The sequence below is a fragment of the Lactiplantibacillus nangangensis genome, assembly GCF_005405065.1.
Classification (GTDB): Bacteria; Bacillota; Bacilli; order Lactobacillales; family Lactobacillaceae; genus Lactiplantibacillus; species Lactiplantibacillus nangangensis.
Genome location: NZ_BJDI01000001.1, coordinates 266319 through 284547, shown reverse-complemented (window position 1 = coordinate 284547; position 18229 = coordinate 266319). Strand labels below are relative to the sequence as shown.

The following is an 18229-nucleotide window of genomic DNA, read 5'->3' as shown; positions in this document are numbered from 1 at the left end:
GTTTCGGCTAATAAAAAAACGCCCGGAACTCAAAATCCCAGACGTCTTCGAACAAAGCCTTATTGTTGCTGCCAAATCATCCCCACGGTGCTACTCTCGACACTAGCGGCATCCGCGGTCGTTTCCGTGCTACCGTTCTTCATCGCAGCCCCTGTGAAGGCGTTGATGCGATGAATGCTGTAGTTGGAACTATTTTTACTGCGCACCGCAAAGATCCAAGTCGGCACATAAACGCTGCTATCCTTCAATTTCAATAGCCGCGAATAACCGAGCTTGCTCCAAACGATCCGTGAGTTATTCGACACTTGGTTATATTGGTAGAGCGCCACTAACGCTTTCTTTTCGCTGATGGTGACCGCTTTTTCACGCAAGGTCTTCACATCACTCACGTAAGACTGCGTGTAGCTGACCAATTGTTGATTCTTATTCACGATTAAATGTAACTGACCAGTCGCGGTTAAAATTTCACCATCCGCCACTTTCTGGATGTACACATAATCACCGGCCGACGACAATGCGGCTGAATAAACATACTGATCGCCATGAATCACGTTCACACTTTGTTTCACGAACGCATCGAGATCCACTTGCGGTTTATCCTTATCCACGGCCATCGTCGTGTGCAAAGTACTCGTCAATTTACTGCTAGTGACGAGCCGCGCCGTCTGTTCAGTTAACTGACCTAAATGTTGTTTTAAGCCACTGTCATTATTTCCAGCAATATAGTAACCCGTGCCCTCTTTGCTGCTCGGATCACTAAAACTAATATTATCATCGCGCATTTCACGAATGACGGTCGTCGCCGTATCACTCGACGATTTGGTACTCGAATCGTCTGAGCTCGTTTGAACGAACATGTAAATCAGGAAAATATCGAGCACGACGAACGCCATGACGAAAATCCATTCAATTCTTCGAAAATTCATTGCGTGCGCCCCCTTACGATCCGCTCAGCATCGACGTATACGTCCGCCAGGCCCCATTATAGTAGACGTAATACGTCGGCGTTAAGTCGATCACGAGTTTGGACGACTTATTTTGCGACCATTGATAGCCTAATTCAATGCTACCAATCTTATTATTTTTATAACCAGCTGCGACGAGTTGTTTCAACACACTCGTTGAACTTGGTAGCGTCACCGCAGTCTGTTTGCCCGTGGTTGGCACCGGCACTTGTAAACTATCGAGTGAGAAGTAATACCGATCTAGCCCATTCGACGTCATCTGAATCCGGACATCCCCGTTTTCCGTTTGATTGAAAATTGGGAAACCTTCGACGTAACTTCGGTAAATAACACTACTGCTCGTCGTATCGTAACCATAATAACGAATATTATCCATCGGCACGCCAAGACTCACGAGGTGGCTATAACTCTTCTGCAATTGCGTGGTAAAGGAAATCTGCCGCGTATCGCCCGAATCACTGTAGTCTTCGAAATAGACCGTCCCAAGTTTATTGTTGACGGTCATCCGTTTAAACGACCCCGTCGTGTAGATCTGTTCACCATTATGCGTGCGCACGGAAACGGACGAATTCCCATCTGCATCCAACAAACGGTTCGCGAGTTCGCTGGCCGATTGTTCGTTCATTAAATAGCTATAATGCTGCATCGTGACCGGTTGCGTATAGTCGAGATACGTATTATTGCCTTCGTAACTCATCTTGACCGCAATTGCCGTCACTTTATTGGCTTGCAAAAATTTCCGCATCGATTTTAACGATTTCTTTTTCAATTTCACGCTATAAATCTGATGTTTACTATCATTTAACAAGTATAAGTGATCCGTATCATTGACCGGAATAACAATGCGACTGAATTCAGAGGAACGATAATTCTTCAAATTTTGATTGAAAATCGTATTGAATAACGCGACCGTGACACTGTCGGGAAAATTCAACACGTACGAATCGGCCCCATTCAACAGCGCCGCATAGCTTTGGGCAGACGTGACCCGGACTTTGACGATGCCGGTCGCTTGCCACTTGCTAAGCTGTTCCTTGAATTGACTGACTAAACTGACATTTTTATTGATCAACAACGTTTGTTTACCGGCAGAATCCGTATGGACCAGCTGCGTTGGTAAATAAATATCGTCGAGTGTCCGCGTGGCTAACGTGGAGTTGGAAGAGGCGGTACTAACTTTATTTTCACGTTCATAGCGTGACGGATTCGTCCAAATATACGCGGACAAGCCCACGCTAAGGAGTATCAATAAGGTTAAGGTAATGGGTAAAATGAGGCGTCTAAGCTTGCGAGTCGTCATCCCAAAGATCCTCCTCTTCATAAGGTTCATATGGCAACGAAATATAGAACGTTGAGCCTTTGCCTTCAACACTGTCGACCCAAATCCGGCCGCCAAGCATTTGAACAACTTCCTTAGAAATTGCCAAGCCTAACCCAGTCCCACCTTGGGCCCGTGACCGCGCCTTATCAACCCGGAAAAACCGGTCAAAGACGTGGGTCAAGTCAGCCCGTGGGATTCCCAAACCTTGGTCACTAATACTAATAATGACCTGATTATGAGTCTCTAGTAACCGACAAGTGACGACCCCACCATCTGGTGAATACTTGATGGCGTTGTTCATAATGTTATCCAGGACTTGGGTAAATTTATCGGTATCAATTTCAACCCAAAGATCCCGTTTCGTAAATTCCCGTTTGATCGTGTAATATTTCGCCGGATTATCATCTTTTTTCAAGATCATATCAAAGCGATTTAAAACATAATTGAACATTTCATTGATATTGACCAATTCCATATCAACTCGGGTCGTCCCAGAATCCATCCGTGACAAGCTGAGTAACTCATTGATCATCCGAATCATCCGATCAGTTTCTTCTTGCGTCACTTTTAAGAAACCTGGGGCCACTTCTGGATCTTTCCACGCGCCATCACTCAACGCTTCGATGTAGCTCCGTAAACTGGTCAATGGTGTCCGCAATTCATGTGACACGTTTGAAACGAATTGTTTTCGGTCGTTATCGATCTTCTGCTGTTCCGTCACATCATGTAACACACAGACCAAGCCACTGATAAACCCAGATTCTCGTTGAATTAGCGAGAAATAGGCATTCAAAATCAGGTCACGTTCATTCGATGAGAAATCAAGTGTTAATTCATCTTGATTTTCAATCAGGTCACGTAACGAATAGTCATCGCGAATCTTGAGCATATCTAAGATGGAATTACCGATTGCTTTTTCAGCGGTCACATCGACAAAATCCGAAGCCGTTTCATTGATAATCGTAATATTTCCACGCCGATCAGTCGCAATGACCCCATCACTCATATGAGCCAGGACACTATCCAACCGTCGCCGTTCTGCTTCAGTGGATTCCTGCGACTCTTCGACCCGAATCGACAAGTTATTAATCGCGCCGGCCAATTGACCCAATTCATCATCACTATAGACACGGACTTGACCCGCATAGTCGCCACGAGCAATCCGTTGCGTCTGCCGCTTCATTTCTTCAATCGGCCGCGTAATTGCCCGGGCAATAATGATGGCAATCCCTAGACCTAGCGCCATCGCCACTAGTGAAGCCAACGCAAAGATACTCATAATTGAGTTGATCGTATTATAAACGGACTTCATATTAGCTCGAACGTACAAGACCCCGACCAACTGGCTGTTATTGCCCGTTGAGTTAGAGCTGTACAACGGCACAATTGAAATATAGTACCGCCCATTGTTTTGCGTATCATACGTATTTTTAGTATAGGAACGATTATTGTAGATGGCATTTTTGACATTACGATCGGTCGTCTTTTGACCGACAATCGATTGGTCATTCACATCATTCGTGCCTCGGATCGTCCCTTTACTATCTATGATCCGAATCTCATCAATATTAGAGTTATTATAATCCGACAGAATTGTTTTAATTTGCGAATTAGCCTTCGCTGTATTATTAGTTGACAGTTGTTCAGCTAACGAGTTATCGATGTACGTCGGAATCTGAACTTGCGTCTTAAACTGTTGCAAGTTTTTCGTTTCCAATTGACGCACAAAAATTGCGCCAACAATTTCTAGCGTAATTACGAGTAATAACGCGAATACGAGCGCAATTTTAAAATTAATCGTCTTAAAAAAATTCTTCCGCTTAAGTTTCAACACGGTTTAACGACCTCTACTCATTTTCAGGATTGCGAAGATAATAGCCAACACCCCGGCGTGTGACGAGCCACTTGGGATGACTAGGATTATCTTCGACCTTTTCACGTAACCGCCGCACTGTCACATCGACTGTCCGGACATCACCAAAGTAGTCATAGCCCCAAACCGTTTGTAACAAATGTTCACGGGTCATGACTTGACCGATATGTTGGGCCAAGTAATGGAGTAATTCGAACTCACGGTGGGTCAATTCAATATTGTCTCCCCGCTTTGAAACCATATAAGCGTCGGGGTGAATTACTAGGTCACCAATTTCAATGTCAGAATTGGTTTCTTCTTCGGCTGGTTGCGCTGCTGGCGTGCCTTGACGCCGCAAGTTAGCTTTGACCCGGGCCACTAATTCTCGATTTGAGAATGGCTTCGTGACATAGTCATCCGCCCCCAGTTCCAAGCCCAAGACTTTATCCAACTCAGAATCTTTGGCCGTGACCATGATAATTGGCATGTCATAATTTTTCCGAACTTGACGCGCCACTTCGAGGCCATCCATTTTTGGTAACATTAAATCAAGCAAGATCAAATCAGGGTGAACTTCTTCCACTTTTTGTAACGCTTCTTCGCCATCAGCAGCGACGTGGACTTCATAACCTTCTTTGGTCAAATTAAACTTCATAATATCCGAGATTGGTTTCTCATCATCAACAACTAAGATTTTTTTCATAACGGTTCTTCCTCCTTAGGGGAAAACAGGTTCAAGTCTATTTTTTGTAAAGCTTCGATTAATGCAGGGGTGCTGGACACCATGCCTGCGTCTGGACGGCTGAAAGTTCTTTTCAGCACTATTTTTAGTATATCACAAATAACCATGGCTTTCTTTGATTGCCAACCTCATGATACCGCGATTTGACGGCAACCCGACGACCCTTTTTATGGTACTAAGAAAGTCTAATTTTACAGAAAAGTTCACTTTTTTTGAAAAAAAACGCAAAATAGTATTGTCAGCGTCGTCGTTTCATGATATTATATTTTTTGTTGAGTTATGGGCAGTTAGCTCAGCTGGCAGAGCAACGGACTCTTAATCCGTGGGTCCAGGGTTCGATCCCCTGACTGCCCATCATAAACCATTAACCAGTTTTCATGCAGTGTCAAAACACCGTGATTACTGGTTTTTTTGTATTTTAAATGCAAGCACCGTTATCATCAGTTGTCATCTTTTTTCAATAAAAGTAAGCCAATTAGTAAGCCAGAAATATAACAAAAAAAGCCACTGTTTCCAGTGACTTAATACTTGCGCGGGGCAGTGACTGTTAGCCAACTTTGGTTAGCAGTTTTTTTAATGCAAAAAAATAACCAGCTCATAACTGAGTTGGTTAGCAATGTCAATAAGATTTGCTGGGATTAAATTTACAAACTTTTTTACTATAATCCTTCTGATTATGAGCCTCGTCAGGGTATATAAGATGATGTGGGTCTAAAAAAAGAGGATATACATTTTCACTATCATCGGTAAATGTAATAACTGCTAGTAGCCTTACACCTTGGCCACAGGAAAGTTGCCAAATTTCAGTTCCGTCATCTAAATCCAAGTTGTTGTGAAGTTTATTTATTATTTTTGTCGCTAGCTCTCTTTTGTCTCCACTCAGAAGATGACAATGTTTTTCCTGTTTTATATCTGAACCCTTTTCCTTTACAAAGGGCAATAACCTATCAACTAACTGGTAATAAACTTTCCCAACTTCACTTTTATCGTGATACTCGTTAGTAAATTCGCCGACCCTTAAGCTGTGAGTCCAATTTTTATATGAATTTAACTCAATGCTTACCTCGTTAGTTCTTTTTTTAAAGTTATAATCAGCTTTTACATTCTTTTTAGGATTAGTTGAATTTGAAACTCCCATGATTATGCAACTCTTTTAATATAGCAATCATAGATATCACGATCACTAATTTCTTCCTGGCATAACTCTATTGGACTATAGCCATTCCTTGCATTTTTCCATGGTGTCTCTTGATGTGTCATACTCTCCAATTCATCAGCAGTATATCCACCATAGACATCATTAACTTGATTCAAGATATCTTCTATATCAGCAGATACTTTGGGAGATTCTTCCCCCACATATTTTTCAATATCATGGTAACCATAGTCTGCATATTTTGCATAAATAGAAGGTATAACCGGCCCATGAACCCAAGCTTCAAATTCATCGTCAAAAAGTTTGTTTTTTAAATCACTAGAATTATCGTTCATTAATGTTAATACCCAAGAGTAAGCGTAATATATCATTTTTTGTAGTTTCTTTGGTGACATACTTGATCTTGTTAAAAACCACTTCGCTATTGTATCAGCGGTATACTCCTTTGACATGTGAATTCCTCCTTGTGGAAACCTTCCTTACAACAAGAATTCTAACATACTTGGAACATTATGAATAAATCTTTTTGAACACTTCTAGCGCCTGGTTCTTTAAATAGTTAAACTTGCTAACGCTAACCGATAATTGTTCACAGGCTTCATTCCGGCTGAAACGTTTCTCAATAATGTAATCATGTAAGATAAATTGATATTGTGGATCATCAATTGCATTGAGGGCGTCTTCGACCTCTTTTAGCTGGTAAGACAGGTCAACATGGTTTATCAGACGGATTTCAGCACCGTTTCGGCTGCTATGGCTTGATACTCCATCGAATGAGGGGCTAGAAACTTGATTAAAAGCCGTCAAATCACGTTTTAGTTTGGCATATTGCTTTAATAAATTACGAATTTTCTTAACATCTTGGCGCATTGGAATCACACTTTCTGGTTCCAGATATATGTATTAAAAAACGGGGCTATTACACCCCGTTCCGACTAATATCAACACAATGAATACTTATATTATAACACTTAAAACAAATATTTTCACTTATAATTGTTTCACATGAAACACATTCACTTTAAAACTTATCCTGTTACTAAGCCGCGCAATTGTTGGATCATGCTGACAACTTGATACGGTGTCTTTGTCATATCAGTTACTCGGTTTTGATACCAGAATTGCGTCAGCAAGGACACCGCAAAATCGTACTGTTTGTAGATAGTCAAATCCTCACTTTTGCTAACGGCCGTCTGAACATAGTCCTCGGCGGCGTCTAAATAGCTTTTAATCATTGGATCATCTTCGGTCACATCAATTCGCAGGCTTAGTTTAATATCATCAACGGTTACAGCCATGTAATCACTCCTTTTTAGGGGGGGAACGAATCGTGCCCCCTTAGTTTTAATTTATGTATAGGGGGGGTCTAAAATGGACACCCCTTTGTATAGCCGTCCCCAAAAGTGGGTACGATTATTTACCAGCAGTTGCGGTTCCTAACGCCACGTTAATTGCAGCGGTCTTATCAATCACTTCATAATCATTCCGCACAATGACGGAAAGTCCTTGACTGAACTGGTCGAACTTGTCCCATTGGGCGGTTACTTGGTTACGCCGGAAAACAGCCACGGCTTGTGATAAGTCCCCCACAATCATTGGGAACGTCCCGTCCGCATTGTTAGCCAGTAATTTATCACTGATCATGACGACTGGTGCCCCTAATAAGGTGAAACCACTGGGTGCTGTTGGATTAGGCTGTAATAAGTAACGGCCTTCGGAATCTTTCAAGGTATCAAGGTAATTGAACCCGGATTGGTTGACTAGCCACATCTTGCTCAAGGCGGGATCTAACGTCACGTTGAAAATCTTTTTAAGATCATCAATACTGGTGGCCGTCGCTTTAGCAAAGTTACTACCCGTTAACAGTCCCATGATCTGCGTGTTGTCCGTGTTATCAACCAATTGTTGTAATTGGGTTTTAACTTCGCTGACAATATCAACTTCGGCGTCTTCGACCACTTCATTAGATAAGGCAATCTTACCCGCCCGGGTCTTCACATCAAACGGCACTTCCGTAAACATGTTCGCATCAACATCGGCAATGTCCGCTAGTTCGTCCTTAGTAGCCAGTACCGCAGATTGTTGACTAGTGGCAATTGGATAAGTCCCGGAACCACTAGAAACTTGCTTAACCGTCGCATATTGGGCGAGGTTGTAATTGGATTGCTTTAATTGGAAAACGGGGGTAATCAGTTCCTTAGGAATAACGGCACTGGCACCGTCAGTCTTTAAACCGTCCCGTGTTTCCCCGTGTGTCCGCACATATTGTTCAAAGGCGGGAATACCGGTTTTGTTTTCATTGCTGTTAGGATCAATAATTGTTTGTTTTGCCATGTTGTCAGGCTCCTTTTCTTGGTTAATAAATTTTTCATAGCTACGGGTATCAACTTGCACATTGGTATCGTCATAAGCGGGAACGGCTACCACTGACACATCGAACAAGCTCTTAACTTGATTAATGGTGCGCGTGATATTACCTCCATCATCTTTAGTCCATTCGTCGGTGTCGTCGTCACTATCAAAGCCAAACGAGCAGGAATCAACGTTCCCACTTTGAACTTCTTCGTAAACATCATTAGCAAACGACGTATTCGGCAACTGCGCGGTGAAATGTAGCCCCTTGTCGTCCGTTTCTAACGTTAATGTGCCCGCCTTGGCACTGGCTAACACTTGGGTATAGTCGTGGTTATTAAGCATAAGAACGTTTGATAAATCGACACCATCAAGGGCTTTGGGGGTAACAACCTCAGTGAAGCCACCTAAGTCTTTACTTGGCGAGTTCCATACAATTGCATAACCACTAATTGTTTTGCCCTTGCTTGTTTGGGAATCTTTAGGTTGCGGGTCTGCTGAATTTTCAGCTGGCCCGTCTTCGGGTGTTTCTGACTGCGGCATTTGTGCTCGCAATTCGGCGTCAATCGTTAACCGTCGGTCTTGTTTCATGAATTAGTCACTCCATTCTTTTGTAAGTTTAAGAAAATATTGCCATCGTCAGTTGGTGGCAAGCCAATCTTGGCCCGAGCTTCGTTACGGCTCATAACGCCGCCAGTGAAACCAGCCACCGCTTGGGCTTGCTGCGTTTGTGGATCAAGGCTCAATAACTTGTCCGTGTTAAACGTAAAGTCATGACCAAACTTGAACGATAGTTCGCTGGTAAAGCTATCAAAGTAATGTTGTAACGTGCCTTGTAGATACTGCACACCACTTTGCTCTTGGTTAGAATGATCGTTCTCAACCCCTAAGCGCTCCGGTGGTAATCCAAAGGCTTTAGCAATTTGTCGGGTCGTCCAGTCATTAGAATTGACCAGCTTTAACACATCGGTATTTAAGGATAAGTTGCTAATGTCCATCGTATCGTCAGTCACAATCGTATTGATTGCATTGTCACCCGTATTGGCTTCATCAAACTGGCTGCGAATATTGCCCTTAGCTTCCGGCCCTAAATCAGATTGATGGACTTTAATAATCGTGGTTCCGTGCACACCAGCAGTAAAAAAGCCGGTTAGCAACTTATTGCCGGCCGACTGAATCTGGCGTTCATCTTTGAGGGCATATAGGGGACTAATTCCCGATACACCGTCTTTGGTGAAATATTTAAAATGTAAAATGTTGTTAGGCGCGATCTGACGACTGTTACCGCCAATCGGGGTATAGGTGTAGGTCAACGCCCCACTGACGTCATCTTGTTCAACCGTCAATTGGTTATTGGCAATCAATTTCAAGGTATGATTAGGCAAAATCTCGGCAAAGCTATTACCATTGAGTAACAGGTTAGCCGCCAACGCATATTTAAAATGGTACCCGTCCATCTGACTATTGGGAGTCTGATTAATCATGGTATTAAAAATGGCCGTATCACAAACAATCGGGTTGCTGGCAATATCACTCGCAATAATATTAATTGCCGCATAAATATCACTATTACGCAACACCGCAGCACTCACAAACGTATACGGGTCGTTACTTGATAAACTAACCAAGGCGTCGGCTACCGGATCATGCGTGCCGCTGGTGGTATTACTTTTAACAAAAAAACTCATTTAATCACCTCTTTGCTTTTCATAATTAATTAGCAAGGCCAACAGAATCATGGCTATACCAGCCAATATTAATCCCGCTTGCCAGCTGATCCAGCAACCAAAACCAATCACTAAGCAGATTAAGCCAAGCACCAACAAGATCGTTTGTACATAATCAGAACAGATCTGCCGCAGTCGCTGTTTTGTAGTAATCTTCTGCATGCTGTTGATCCTCACTTTCTTGGTAATAGTCCATACCAGCTACAAACGCGTTAATCAACGCCGCAATCGGGTCAATCCGGTTACTATTGCGGGCTTTATCCAGTTGCCAGCCATTGTTTATCACTTTCAAGATGGCGTTATTGACCGCATAAGCAAGAATATTATTGCCGTTATGTTTAATCTTGTCATCGTAAAGCTGATCACGGAAATTACGAGTTGGAATATTCAAAGTCTTAGTTCCTTGCCGTACTTCAAATAGTGGGTAGCTTAATTTCTCAAATTTTGTAATTAACGTTTGCGCGTTATACGGGTCATAAGCGATTGCTTTCACTTTCCAGTTGTATTTCCCGACTAGTTTTTGTACAAAATCAAATAGCTCATCATAATCAATAATGCCGCTATCTAATCGGGTGATACTACACTCACCAGCACGTTCCATTGACCGGTAATCAATGCCATCACGTTTAATCTTAGAATCGAGGCCATATTTAGTACCCACAAACGAATGACTATCACAATAAAACTGACCGTTACCAATTGGAACGAGCCAACTAACCGCGGTGAGGTCGTTACTTTTCGATAAATCAATCCCGATATAGGCGTCACGATTATGTAAGTCGGGCACCTTTGCCAATTTACCAGCGGCCCAATCGTCAGCAGAAATATAACTATCCTCACTGGCTTCCAGCCACAGATTGAAGTTCTTAGTCAGCACCGGAATAAGGTTATTTTGCTTAATGGCAAGATCCACATCGGCCTGAATTTTCTCCGTCATGCGTTTCCTAACGTGTGGTTCACTGAACAACGGGTTGGCCTTAATCCAATTGGCTTGATCGTAAACTTCTTCGCGGTCGTCTAGTTCCCAAATTGCCACAAAGTAGCGATCAGCTTCAATCTTCCCCTTTAAAACGTCCGTCAACATCTCATATTCGGCGTGCATTGGAACGTTAAGGTTAAGACCTGAAGTGGAAATCACCGCCAGCAATGAGTTATCTTCTTGTGCTTGACCAGACTTTAAAACGTTGTACACTTTGCGGTCTTTAGCTTCGTGCCATTCATCTAAAATAACGGTCGTCCCGGCATAACCATCAAGCGTACTGGTATCACTGGCAAGGGCCAAGGCTTGCGAATCAGTTTCTAAGTCAGTAATGGCTTGCTTCTGCACCTTGATTCGTTGCCGCATGTACTTCGATTGTTTACGGACTTGCCTTAACCCACTTGAAAGCATGTTATAGCCCAATTTAGCTTGTTTAAGGGCGTTGCTGATGAATAATATCTCTCGGTTGCGGGCGGGCTGACGTTCTCTTAAAAGGCCATTAGCGGCCATGCCAGAAGCCAGATAGGTTTTACCGTTCTTACGAGCCATGCTAATAAACGCCCGATCATAACGCCGGTTACCGGTAGTTTTTTCACGCCAGCCATACAGTTCGCTAATAATCCATTTTTGAAATGGCTGCATGGTGAGTTGGCTACCGTCAGTCTTAGGCATTAATTCGATAAATTTGACCGCCTGTGCCGCTTCGTCTTCGTCATAGTAGAACGGGAAGCTAGCTTCTTTAGAACGGCTTAAATCGCGTTTAAATCGCTCACACGCCCATTTAATTTTTTGACCAGCCAATACTTGACCCGATAATACTTGGTCAACATATTCAATCATGACAACATCGCCTCAAAAGTATCTTCGGGTTTATCATCTTTTTGCTTGTTTAATTCCATACGTGCTCGGCTAGATAGCGACATGCCTAAATCATTAGCTAGGGACTTTAGGTCCTTTATTGCTTGCGATTGCAAAGCCACGTAAGGGTTCGCTTTACGTACACCAGTCTCTGAATTAGTTTGTACCAGTCCGTTCTTACGAATATCATTCTCGCAAGTCTGTACTGTTGCATAAGCGCGGCAGTAGCTTGCTAACATAGCTCGGTCAAGTTCACTAATTGGAGTATTGGCCTTTAAATAAGGCGCTACCCGTTGCCATTCAGTCAAGGCCCGATCATGTAACCAATCCGGCGGGGTTAAATCAAGCACCGGATAATCAAACAAGGCAGTCTCGGCGTCCTTGCGCTGGTCGCGTTCTTCGTTAGTTAAATGTTTTTTCATACTAGCCAAGGGTTTTACTTTTCGACCCAATCGGATCACTCCTTTCGTTTAAATTTACGCACCAAAAAGCCCCCACGAGTTATACCCATAGGCGGCTGATTGATACATATATCCAGAATCCGTTTATTATATCTATATTATCGCACATATCTCTAAAAAGTGCAAATAATTACATGTATATATTGACACGTTTCCCCCTGACTTTTTATTCGTTTAAATTTCGCATTATTAGTAAGGATATTTCACAATCCAGCAAAATCAGCAAAAAATCAAAGTAAAAAAGGGATTTTTATAAACAAAAAAGTGTGTGCTCGCTCCTTTTTGGTCGACCATAGCCCCCCCATATCAACGTTTCTGGGCTGTCATGTTGTTTTGAATTAGTCTCGTGGCTCAAAATTGAGCCGCCAACTTTAATTGTTCACTCGGCCGAGAAATCGGCGCAGTCCATTGCCAATTTTGGCAACGTAGACGCAAAATGCGGGTTGGTTAACTAGGTCGAAAATTTCGACTCAGTAGCTCGGCTGAAAGTTCAGCGCAGTATTGCGCAGATCTACTACCTAAGTTAAACTTAGCCAGTCTGATTCATTCAGCGGAAAATTCCGCTCAACTAAAAAGCGCCGCGCCTTTCAGCACGACACTCATTGGTTATTTAGTTCGTTGTTCTCTAGCCAGTCTAGTCTTCCGGTTATGGTGTCGGTAGCACAATGGTTGTAGGTTGCTTTCATCTAATCGACGTGACCAATCGTCTTTGATTTCAATAACGTGATCGACCACATTAGCCTTGCATATCATACCATCTTGATAACACTGTATACACACCGGATTGCTTTCAAGAAACCGCCGCGATAACTTGCGCCATGCTGACGACTTGTAGAACTGTTGGTACTTACTCTCGGCTGAATCGTACATGCGTTTATGGTAGCGCAACTTGTTAGTGGCCTTACGGTGTCTCTCACAGTATCGTACATCATAAGCAACTAGCGTCCGACAACCAGGGTGCTCACACATCTTCACTGGTTTAGCCATGACCATTAACCTTGGTCAGCGTTATCACGTCATAGGCGTTCAGCTCGCTATCAGAACTAACGCCAGCAACGCGATACGTAACCCCATCTAATATTGCTTCCAAGGTTGTCGTGATTCGTTCGTCATGGCGCACCGCAATTAGCTCGTTAGTCGTGGCAGTCGTACCAGTAAGGCTAATAGTGTTACTGATGGTCAACGTGTACTCACCACACCAGACAGTGAACAGTGGCACGAATTGTTGCTTGGTTGTGCCGTTTATTAAATTTTCAACTGACTTAACGGTGCCAAACTGTACCCGCTTATTTAGTCGACTTAGATTATAGTTCTTCATCGTCGTCACCAGTCCCATAAACCAATGCTTCACAATAGATCATTTTCGAATCGCTCACTTTGATAAAATCAATGCTAGTGCCTATCAACTCATCGTCAATATCTTGTGCTTTGTCAACTTCCCGAACTCTTGAAAAAAGTTCATCAAAATTATCAGCATGTACCATCTTAATTTTCATTATTTTATACTCCTTTTATTCTCTAAAATATTCCCTCTTAACTACATCAACAACATGGCGATTTGCCAACAGGTCATAGTAATAGTAGTTATATGTTTCCTTGCTCATAATCATTACTAGTAAAGACTGGCCGGGATAATACCAATCTACTTTGCTATCAAAGATCACGCCCACTAAATCAAGCGACAAGACGTGCTCCGCTATTTTTCTATGAACGCTATCGGCCGGCCCATAATCATGAGCAATTGCAACAATTCGTGTAGTTCCACTTACCTTTTGTAATTCGGCATGATCCAGCCACTCCCCAAGGTAAGGTGGTGTATCATACTTATTACCCGCATTGTATGAACGATCACCTGCTAGTAGTTTTTCAAGACTATGTGGGCGTTCATACACGGCACATTTATCAAACTTAAATACGTCTTCAAATTTTTTTAGATTTTCTGAACTGCTATATTTTGTGTCTCTCAATAATTGCATTTCTTGCCATTTCATACGTGTTTCCTCCTGTACTTGGAAATGTTCTTTTTAACGTGGTACACGTGGTACACGCAGACAATCGTTGATATAACAACGTTTCAAAGTGCCCTAACGTGGTTCATTACCCGGTACAACGTGGTACACTTAGCATTTTCGATCATTGTACGCGAACATACCCATGTGGACGTTGGCCATTCATTCTAATTCTTTTAGCTTCCCAGCCGTCCATATTGTCCATTAATAACTTGATTCGCTTAGCTTCCGAGTTTGTGCGCCCGGTTAAATAACGATCAACTGTTTTATGGAAGACAACTTCCATAATTTCCCGAGTTGTTGTTTGATTGAGTAGTTTCCGTTCATTACTAACTTGATCTTGTAGCCACTTAGATTGCTGCCCGTAGTCACTGACATAGCTTTGTTTTAAGCTGGTACTCATTTTTCCCCAATCTGTGGGAACTTCCATTGCTAAAAACGCTTCGATGGCATCTCGCATAGGGTCGACAGCTTCCGCAGCCATCTGATAAGCCTTAGCCTCTTTCATGGTGGCCTGATCCAGATATAGCGGTTCGCCATTCTTAAACCAGCACATGGCCTCCGCCAATACTTGAAGCATGTAATTCTCGTCCGGGTGCCATACATCTAGCTTAGCCTTGTTGACCCCACATTTAATTGGATAGAATCGCCGTTCACCGGTCGCGTCCTTTAAATAGTCGGTTTGGTTAGTCGTGCCAATAAATACGCATTTACGCGGGTGTGGCAACGCATAGCGGCCGTAACTATTCCGATATGTGTCGGATTGTGCACTAATAAAATTTTTAATTCCCTCAACGTCCGTTTTTTTCATGGCGGAAAGCTCGGCAACTTCAATAATCCAACTACCTTGTAACTGTTGATAATCGTCTTTCTGCTTCCCCATTCCTTTCAACGAATCATTGAATTTATCCGGGTATAGATTCTTACCAGCCGTACTCTTGCCAAGTCCTTGGCTTCCCTCTAAGATAGGGACAATTTCAAACTTAACTCCGGGAACATAGGCCCGGGCAATAAGACCAGTTAGCCATTTCTTAGTGATGGTGCGGGTGTAATGATTATCTTCGGCACCTAAGTAATCAATGAAATAACGTTCAGCACGTGGCTGGCCGTCCCATTCTACCGCTTCAATACGAGCCTTAACCGGATTGATTGTCTTGCGGCGTGCCTCTGTAACTACCGCGTCGGTAATGTTTTCCTTGCTGAATAACAAGTTGTAATGATCTTCAATATAACTTCTCAATAACGTGTCATCACTATCATTCCAAAAACCTTTTTTGAACAGTGAATTGTCTGCTTGTGGTGTTTTGACAATTTGTTCCGAGAACTCGTCAAAGACAACTAGTCCTTTCAACATTTCGTCATGTTCCATAATTAAACGGATATTGTAAAGAGACTGTGTTTTGATCCCATCGTCCGAATTTTTTTTGAAATCATTCTGCCAATCAGCGTCACGTTGCATTTTGATAACATTATTGGCCGCTTCTCGGGTCTCTGCTGGTAAATCCATTGCTTTGCCCATTAATGAACCCCCTTACTCTCTCGTTTTAAAATGGATTGAAAAATCACATTAACTTCCTTGCTTGGTAGTGCCGGATCAACGAACGAATCATTGATCACTGACAGCATGTTATAGACTGTCTTGGGAGCAGCACCGACGCCAAACATACGACCGGCAATTTTAGTTAACCAAGCATTGCGATTACCTTGGGTTGTCCCGGTTACCATTTCATCTAATAAGCGACCGGTATACTTCTTTTGGCGTGTGGTACAGGCGTGTTCTGACGGCCAGTTCACTTTTTGGCCCACCAACTTATCGATTAGCCATTGAGGAGCCGGCTTAATATCAGCCAAGGTTCGACCGTCTAAGGGTTCATACATTTTGCCGTTAATCTCACTTGGTGCGATCACCGTGAAGTCACTTAGCAAGTCAATACCGGGCCAAACGTCAACTTTGCGAACCTTAGCCCCCGCGTATTTCAAAAAGTAATGGACGCCGCCGTTAGCCGTCCGTTCAATGTAGGTATCATTCGGTAACGTCTGTCCTTGCTTAAATAGTTGTGCCAAGCTATTACGACCGTTTTTAGTTGGCTCGTGCATATCAATATCAACAACTAATAAATCCGATAAATCTAGTCGCAAGCCTAAGTTGTAAGTGGGGTGCTTTTTAAACCATGCGAAGATGGTGTTCTGGTCACTAGTTGCGTCTTGGTAGCCGGCCACCCCTTTAGGTGGCTTCTTCGTATTCTCAATTAGTGGGTAAACCGCATAGCCTTGTTGGGCCAGCTCAATGGCTTTATCAAGCGTTGCGAACTCTTTCATTGTTCATCACCGCCAAACATATTAAGCTCATCAATATCTGCATAGTGATCTTCTGCATATCGCTTTATGACAGTGATTAGTCCACTCAATTTTTCGGAATAATCGTTACTAGCGAAGTGTACATCGACAAAATCATCTAAAGCATCTATTGAAGTTACGAGTGATCCAGCCTCAAACGCTAATTCATCTAAATCTTTAGTTTTCTTCATTACAAATTCCCTTCATATAACCGTGTTAACGTGTTAAAATAAGGGAAAGCATATTTTTGATTATCTCTTCGACCTACTGCTGTCCAAAGTAAAGTAGGCCTTTTTTGTATGCTTTCCCATGCGACTGACCTCACATTCCAAAATACCGACGCGGGTTCTTGACTAACTTAAACGCCACGTTGCCAACAAACGACACAATCATAAATTTGATTACCCATAAAATTGCTGTTGCTATCATGAAATCACCTCCTTAAATTCACTCTGCCCCCGCACGGTGCAATTAAATTGTTTTTGAGGCTAAATACTTATCTAGCTCTTTGCGTTCAATACGTTTTAGTCTGCCAATGCTAGTTACCTTTAAGCCGTCTTTAATCATCTTGTAGACTGTATTCACGCTGCCGATATTTAGTTCTTCCATTACTTGATGATAAGTTAGCCACTGATTTTTTTCGTTATTCATCTTTGCCGCCTCCTACTGTTTTATTAAAGAAACCGAAAACTCGATTTGGTTTCTTTAACTGAACTTATGATACATAGTTGTTCATTTGAAGTCAAGTATGTGATACCATTTATTCAGATAGGTTTCTTATAAAAAACTGAAAGAAGGCATTCAAATTGAACCCCATAAGGTCACGCATGCTTGAACTTCATATGTCATTTACGGATTTGCAAAATGATACACAATTATCTAAAGCTACAATTGCCAGGCTCATAAAAAACGATGAAATTCCTGATAATACCAGACTTTCCACACTAAAACTAATCGCTAATTCTATAGAGTGTCCTGTCTCCACTTTATTAGCGCCTGCCGTTACTAACTATTCCATTCTTCCCCCAACTTCTGAAAAAAAGAAGGTTCGTAACGAGATAAGCAGCATAGTCTTTTCCTATATTGTTCCAATCAATTTTGATCTGATTACCAATTCCACGTTTAAAATAGATTTTTTTCAGAATATAAAAAACCAAAATCTGAACAAAATAATAATATCAGTGGAAAAAGATCTAAATTTAGCAATCGGCGGTTTGATTTTGGGAAATCAACAGCGAACTTTGAAAAGCATATTAAATGAATTGATTATTAACTGTCATTACGAAATGAGCTCTTTTGATAAAAATAATGATATATTTTGCGACTTCAACGCGTTTATTAATTCTGAATTTTCAACACAAGGTACTTTCTCTTTTAATTATTCAAACACCAGCGAGTCCCATTTTTTGCACATATACTTTTAATAATTGTTTTCTTACATAACACTGCCCCCGCACGGTACGTTATGGA

Annotated in this window: 21 protein-coding genes and 1 tRNA gene; 2 read left to right on the top strand and 20 right to left on the bottom strand. The window is 42.2% G+C overall.

All coding sequences use genetic code 11. The features are described from left to right. Positions 1–59: 59 nt before the first annotated feature. Genes FFM70_RS01290 through yycF form a run of 4 tightly spaced genes read right to left on the bottom strand, consistent with a single transcriptional unit; the run spans position 60 to position 4841 of the window. The gene (locus tag FFM70_RS01290; RefSeq protein WP_137615050.1) at positions 60–926 is read right to left on the bottom strand and encodes a two-component system regulatory protein YycI; all 867 of its coding nucleotides are present in this window, start codon (positions 924–926) and stop codon (positions 60–62) included. Between the two features lie 13 nt (positions 927–939). Continuing rightward, positions 940–2265, bottom strand: a complete 1326-nt coding sequence (locus tag FFM70_RS01285) for a YycH family regulatory protein (RefSeq protein ID WP_137615049.1) — start codon at positions 2263–2265, stop codon at positions 940–942. Beyond that, positions 2246–4120: a cell wall metabolism sensor histidine kinase WalK gene (walK, locus tag FFM70_RS01280; protein WP_137615048.1), complete on the bottom strand. Its 1875-nt coding sequence runs from the start codon at positions 4118–4120 to the stop codon at positions 2246–2248. The genes FFM70_RS01285 and walK overlap by 20 nt, the downstream gene beginning before the upstream one ends. A 13-nt stretch (positions 4121–4133) precedes the next feature. Beyond that, on the bottom strand, positions 4134–4841 hold the full coding sequence (yycF, locus tag FFM70_RS01275; protein ID WP_137606834.1) for a response regulator YycF: 708 nt from the start codon (positions 4839–4841) through the stop codon (positions 4134–4136). Between the two features lie 320 nt (positions 4842–5161). Between yycF and FFM70_RS01270 the strand changes: the two genes are divergently transcribed. Then, positions 5162–5234 (top strand) — tRNA-Lys (locus FFM70_RS01270). A gap of 265 nt (positions 5235–5499) precedes the next feature. Here the strand turns inward: FFM70_RS01270 and FFM70_RS01265 are convergent. The 16 genes from FFM70_RS01265 to FFM70_RS01180 form a co-directional block, all read right to left on the bottom strand. After that, complete coding sequence (locus FFM70_RS01265) at positions 5500–6018, bottom strand: hypothetical protein (RefSeq protein ID WP_137615047.1); 519 nt, start codon at positions 6016–6018, stop codon at positions 5500–5502. 2 nt (positions 6019–6020) lie between these two features. Then, positions 6021–6488, bottom strand: a complete 468-nt coding sequence (locus tag FFM70_RS01260; protein WP_137615046.1) for a Panacea domain-containing protein — start codon at positions 6486–6488, stop codon at positions 6021–6023. A 58-nt stretch (positions 6489–6546) separates the two neighbouring features. Continuing rightward, positions 6547–6906, bottom strand: coding sequence for a hypothetical protein (locus FFM70_RS01255; protein WP_171002270.1), 360 nt, complete (start codon positions 6904–6906; stop codon positions 6547–6549). A gap of 158 nt (positions 6907–7064) precedes the next feature. Beyond that, on the bottom strand, positions 7065–7334 hold the full coding sequence (locus FFM70_RS01250; RefSeq protein ID WP_003643632.1) for a head-tail connector protein: 270 nt from the start codon (positions 7332–7334) through the stop codon (positions 7065–7067). Between the two features lie 115 nt (positions 7335–7449). Beyond that, positions 7450–8979 carry a phage major capsid protein gene (locus FFM70_RS01245; RefSeq protein ID WP_137615044.1) on the bottom strand — a complete coding sequence of 510 codons (1530 nt, stop codon included), beginning with the start codon at positions 8977–8979 and terminating at the stop codon, positions 7450–7452. Next, positions 8976–10076, bottom strand: a complete 1101-nt coding sequence (locus tag FFM70_RS01240; RefSeq protein WP_137615043.1) for a phage portal protein — start codon at positions 10074–10076, stop codon at positions 8976–8978. Before FFM70_RS01240 ends, FFM70_RS01245 begins: the two co-directional genes overlap by 4 nt. 154 nt (positions 10077–10230) lie before the next feature. Continuing rightward, positions 10231–11934 carry a terminase large subunit gene (locus tag FFM70_RS01230; protein ID WP_137615042.1) on the bottom strand — a complete coding sequence of 568 codons (1704 nt, stop codon included), beginning with the start codon at positions 11932–11934 and terminating at the stop codon, positions 10231–10233. Continuing rightward, positions 11931–12404: a phage terminase small subunit P27 family gene (locus FFM70_RS01225; RefSeq protein ID WP_137615041.1), complete on the bottom strand. Its 474-nt coding sequence runs from the start codon at positions 12402–12404 to the stop codon at positions 11931–11933. Before FFM70_RS01225 ends, FFM70_RS01230 begins: the two co-directional genes overlap by 4 nt. A 615-nt stretch (positions 12405–13019) precedes the next feature. Next, positions 13020–13400, bottom strand: a complete 381-nt coding sequence (locus FFM70_RS01220; RefSeq protein WP_137615040.1) for an HNH endonuclease — start codon at positions 13398–13400, stop codon at positions 13020–13022. Beyond that, the gene (locus tag FFM70_RS01215) at positions 13393–13731 is read right to left on the bottom strand and encodes a phage head closure protein (RefSeq protein WP_137615039.1); all 339 of its coding nucleotides are present in this window, start codon (positions 13729–13731) and stop codon (positions 13393–13395) included. The genes FFM70_RS01220 and FFM70_RS01215 overlap by 8 nt, the downstream gene beginning before the upstream one ends. Next, complete coding sequence (locus FFM70_RS01210) at positions 13718–13909, bottom strand: hypothetical protein (RefSeq protein ID WP_137615038.1); 192 nt, start codon at positions 13907–13909, stop codon at positions 13718–13720. Before FFM70_RS01210 ends, FFM70_RS01215 begins: the two co-directional genes overlap by 14 nt. Before the next feature lie 15 nt (positions 13910–13924). Then, on the bottom strand, positions 13925–14404 hold the full coding sequence (locus tag FFM70_RS01205) for a hypothetical protein (protein ID WP_064775019.1): 480 nt from the start codon (positions 14402–14404) through the stop codon (positions 13925–13927). Positions 14405–14546: 142 nt separating this feature from the next. After that, positions 14547–15941: a virulence-associated E family protein gene (locus tag FFM70_RS01200; RefSeq protein WP_137615037.1), complete on the bottom strand. Its 1395-nt coding sequence runs from the start codon at positions 15939–15941 to the stop codon at positions 14547–14549. Next, on the bottom strand, positions 15941–16741 hold the full coding sequence (locus tag FFM70_RS01195) for a bifunctional DNA primase/polymerase (RefSeq protein WP_137615036.1): 801 nt from the start codon (positions 16739–16741) through the stop codon (positions 15941–15943). Before FFM70_RS01195 ends, FFM70_RS01200 begins: the two co-directional genes overlap by 1 nt. After that, a complete protein-coding gene (locus tag FFM70_RS01190; protein WP_137615035.1) occupies positions 16738–16950 on the bottom strand; it encodes a hypothetical protein in 213 nt (70 codons plus the stop codon). Before FFM70_RS01190 ends, FFM70_RS01195 begins: the two co-directional genes overlap by 4 nt. Positions 16951–17230: 280 nt before the next feature. Continuing rightward, positions 17231–17410: a helix-turn-helix domain-containing protein gene (locus FFM70_RS01180; protein WP_137615034.1), complete on the bottom strand. Its 180-nt coding sequence runs from the start codon at positions 17408–17410 to the stop codon at positions 17231–17233. Between the two features lie 176 nt (positions 17411–17586). Here FFM70_RS01180 and FFM70_RS01175 point away from each other — a divergent pair, with 176 nt between their 5' ends. Beyond that, a complete protein-coding gene (locus FFM70_RS01175; RefSeq protein ID WP_223877396.1) occupies positions 17587–18183 on the top strand; it encodes a helix-turn-helix domain-containing protein in 597 nt (198 codons plus the stop codon). The last annotated feature ends 46 nt before the right edge of the window (positions 18184–18229 follow it).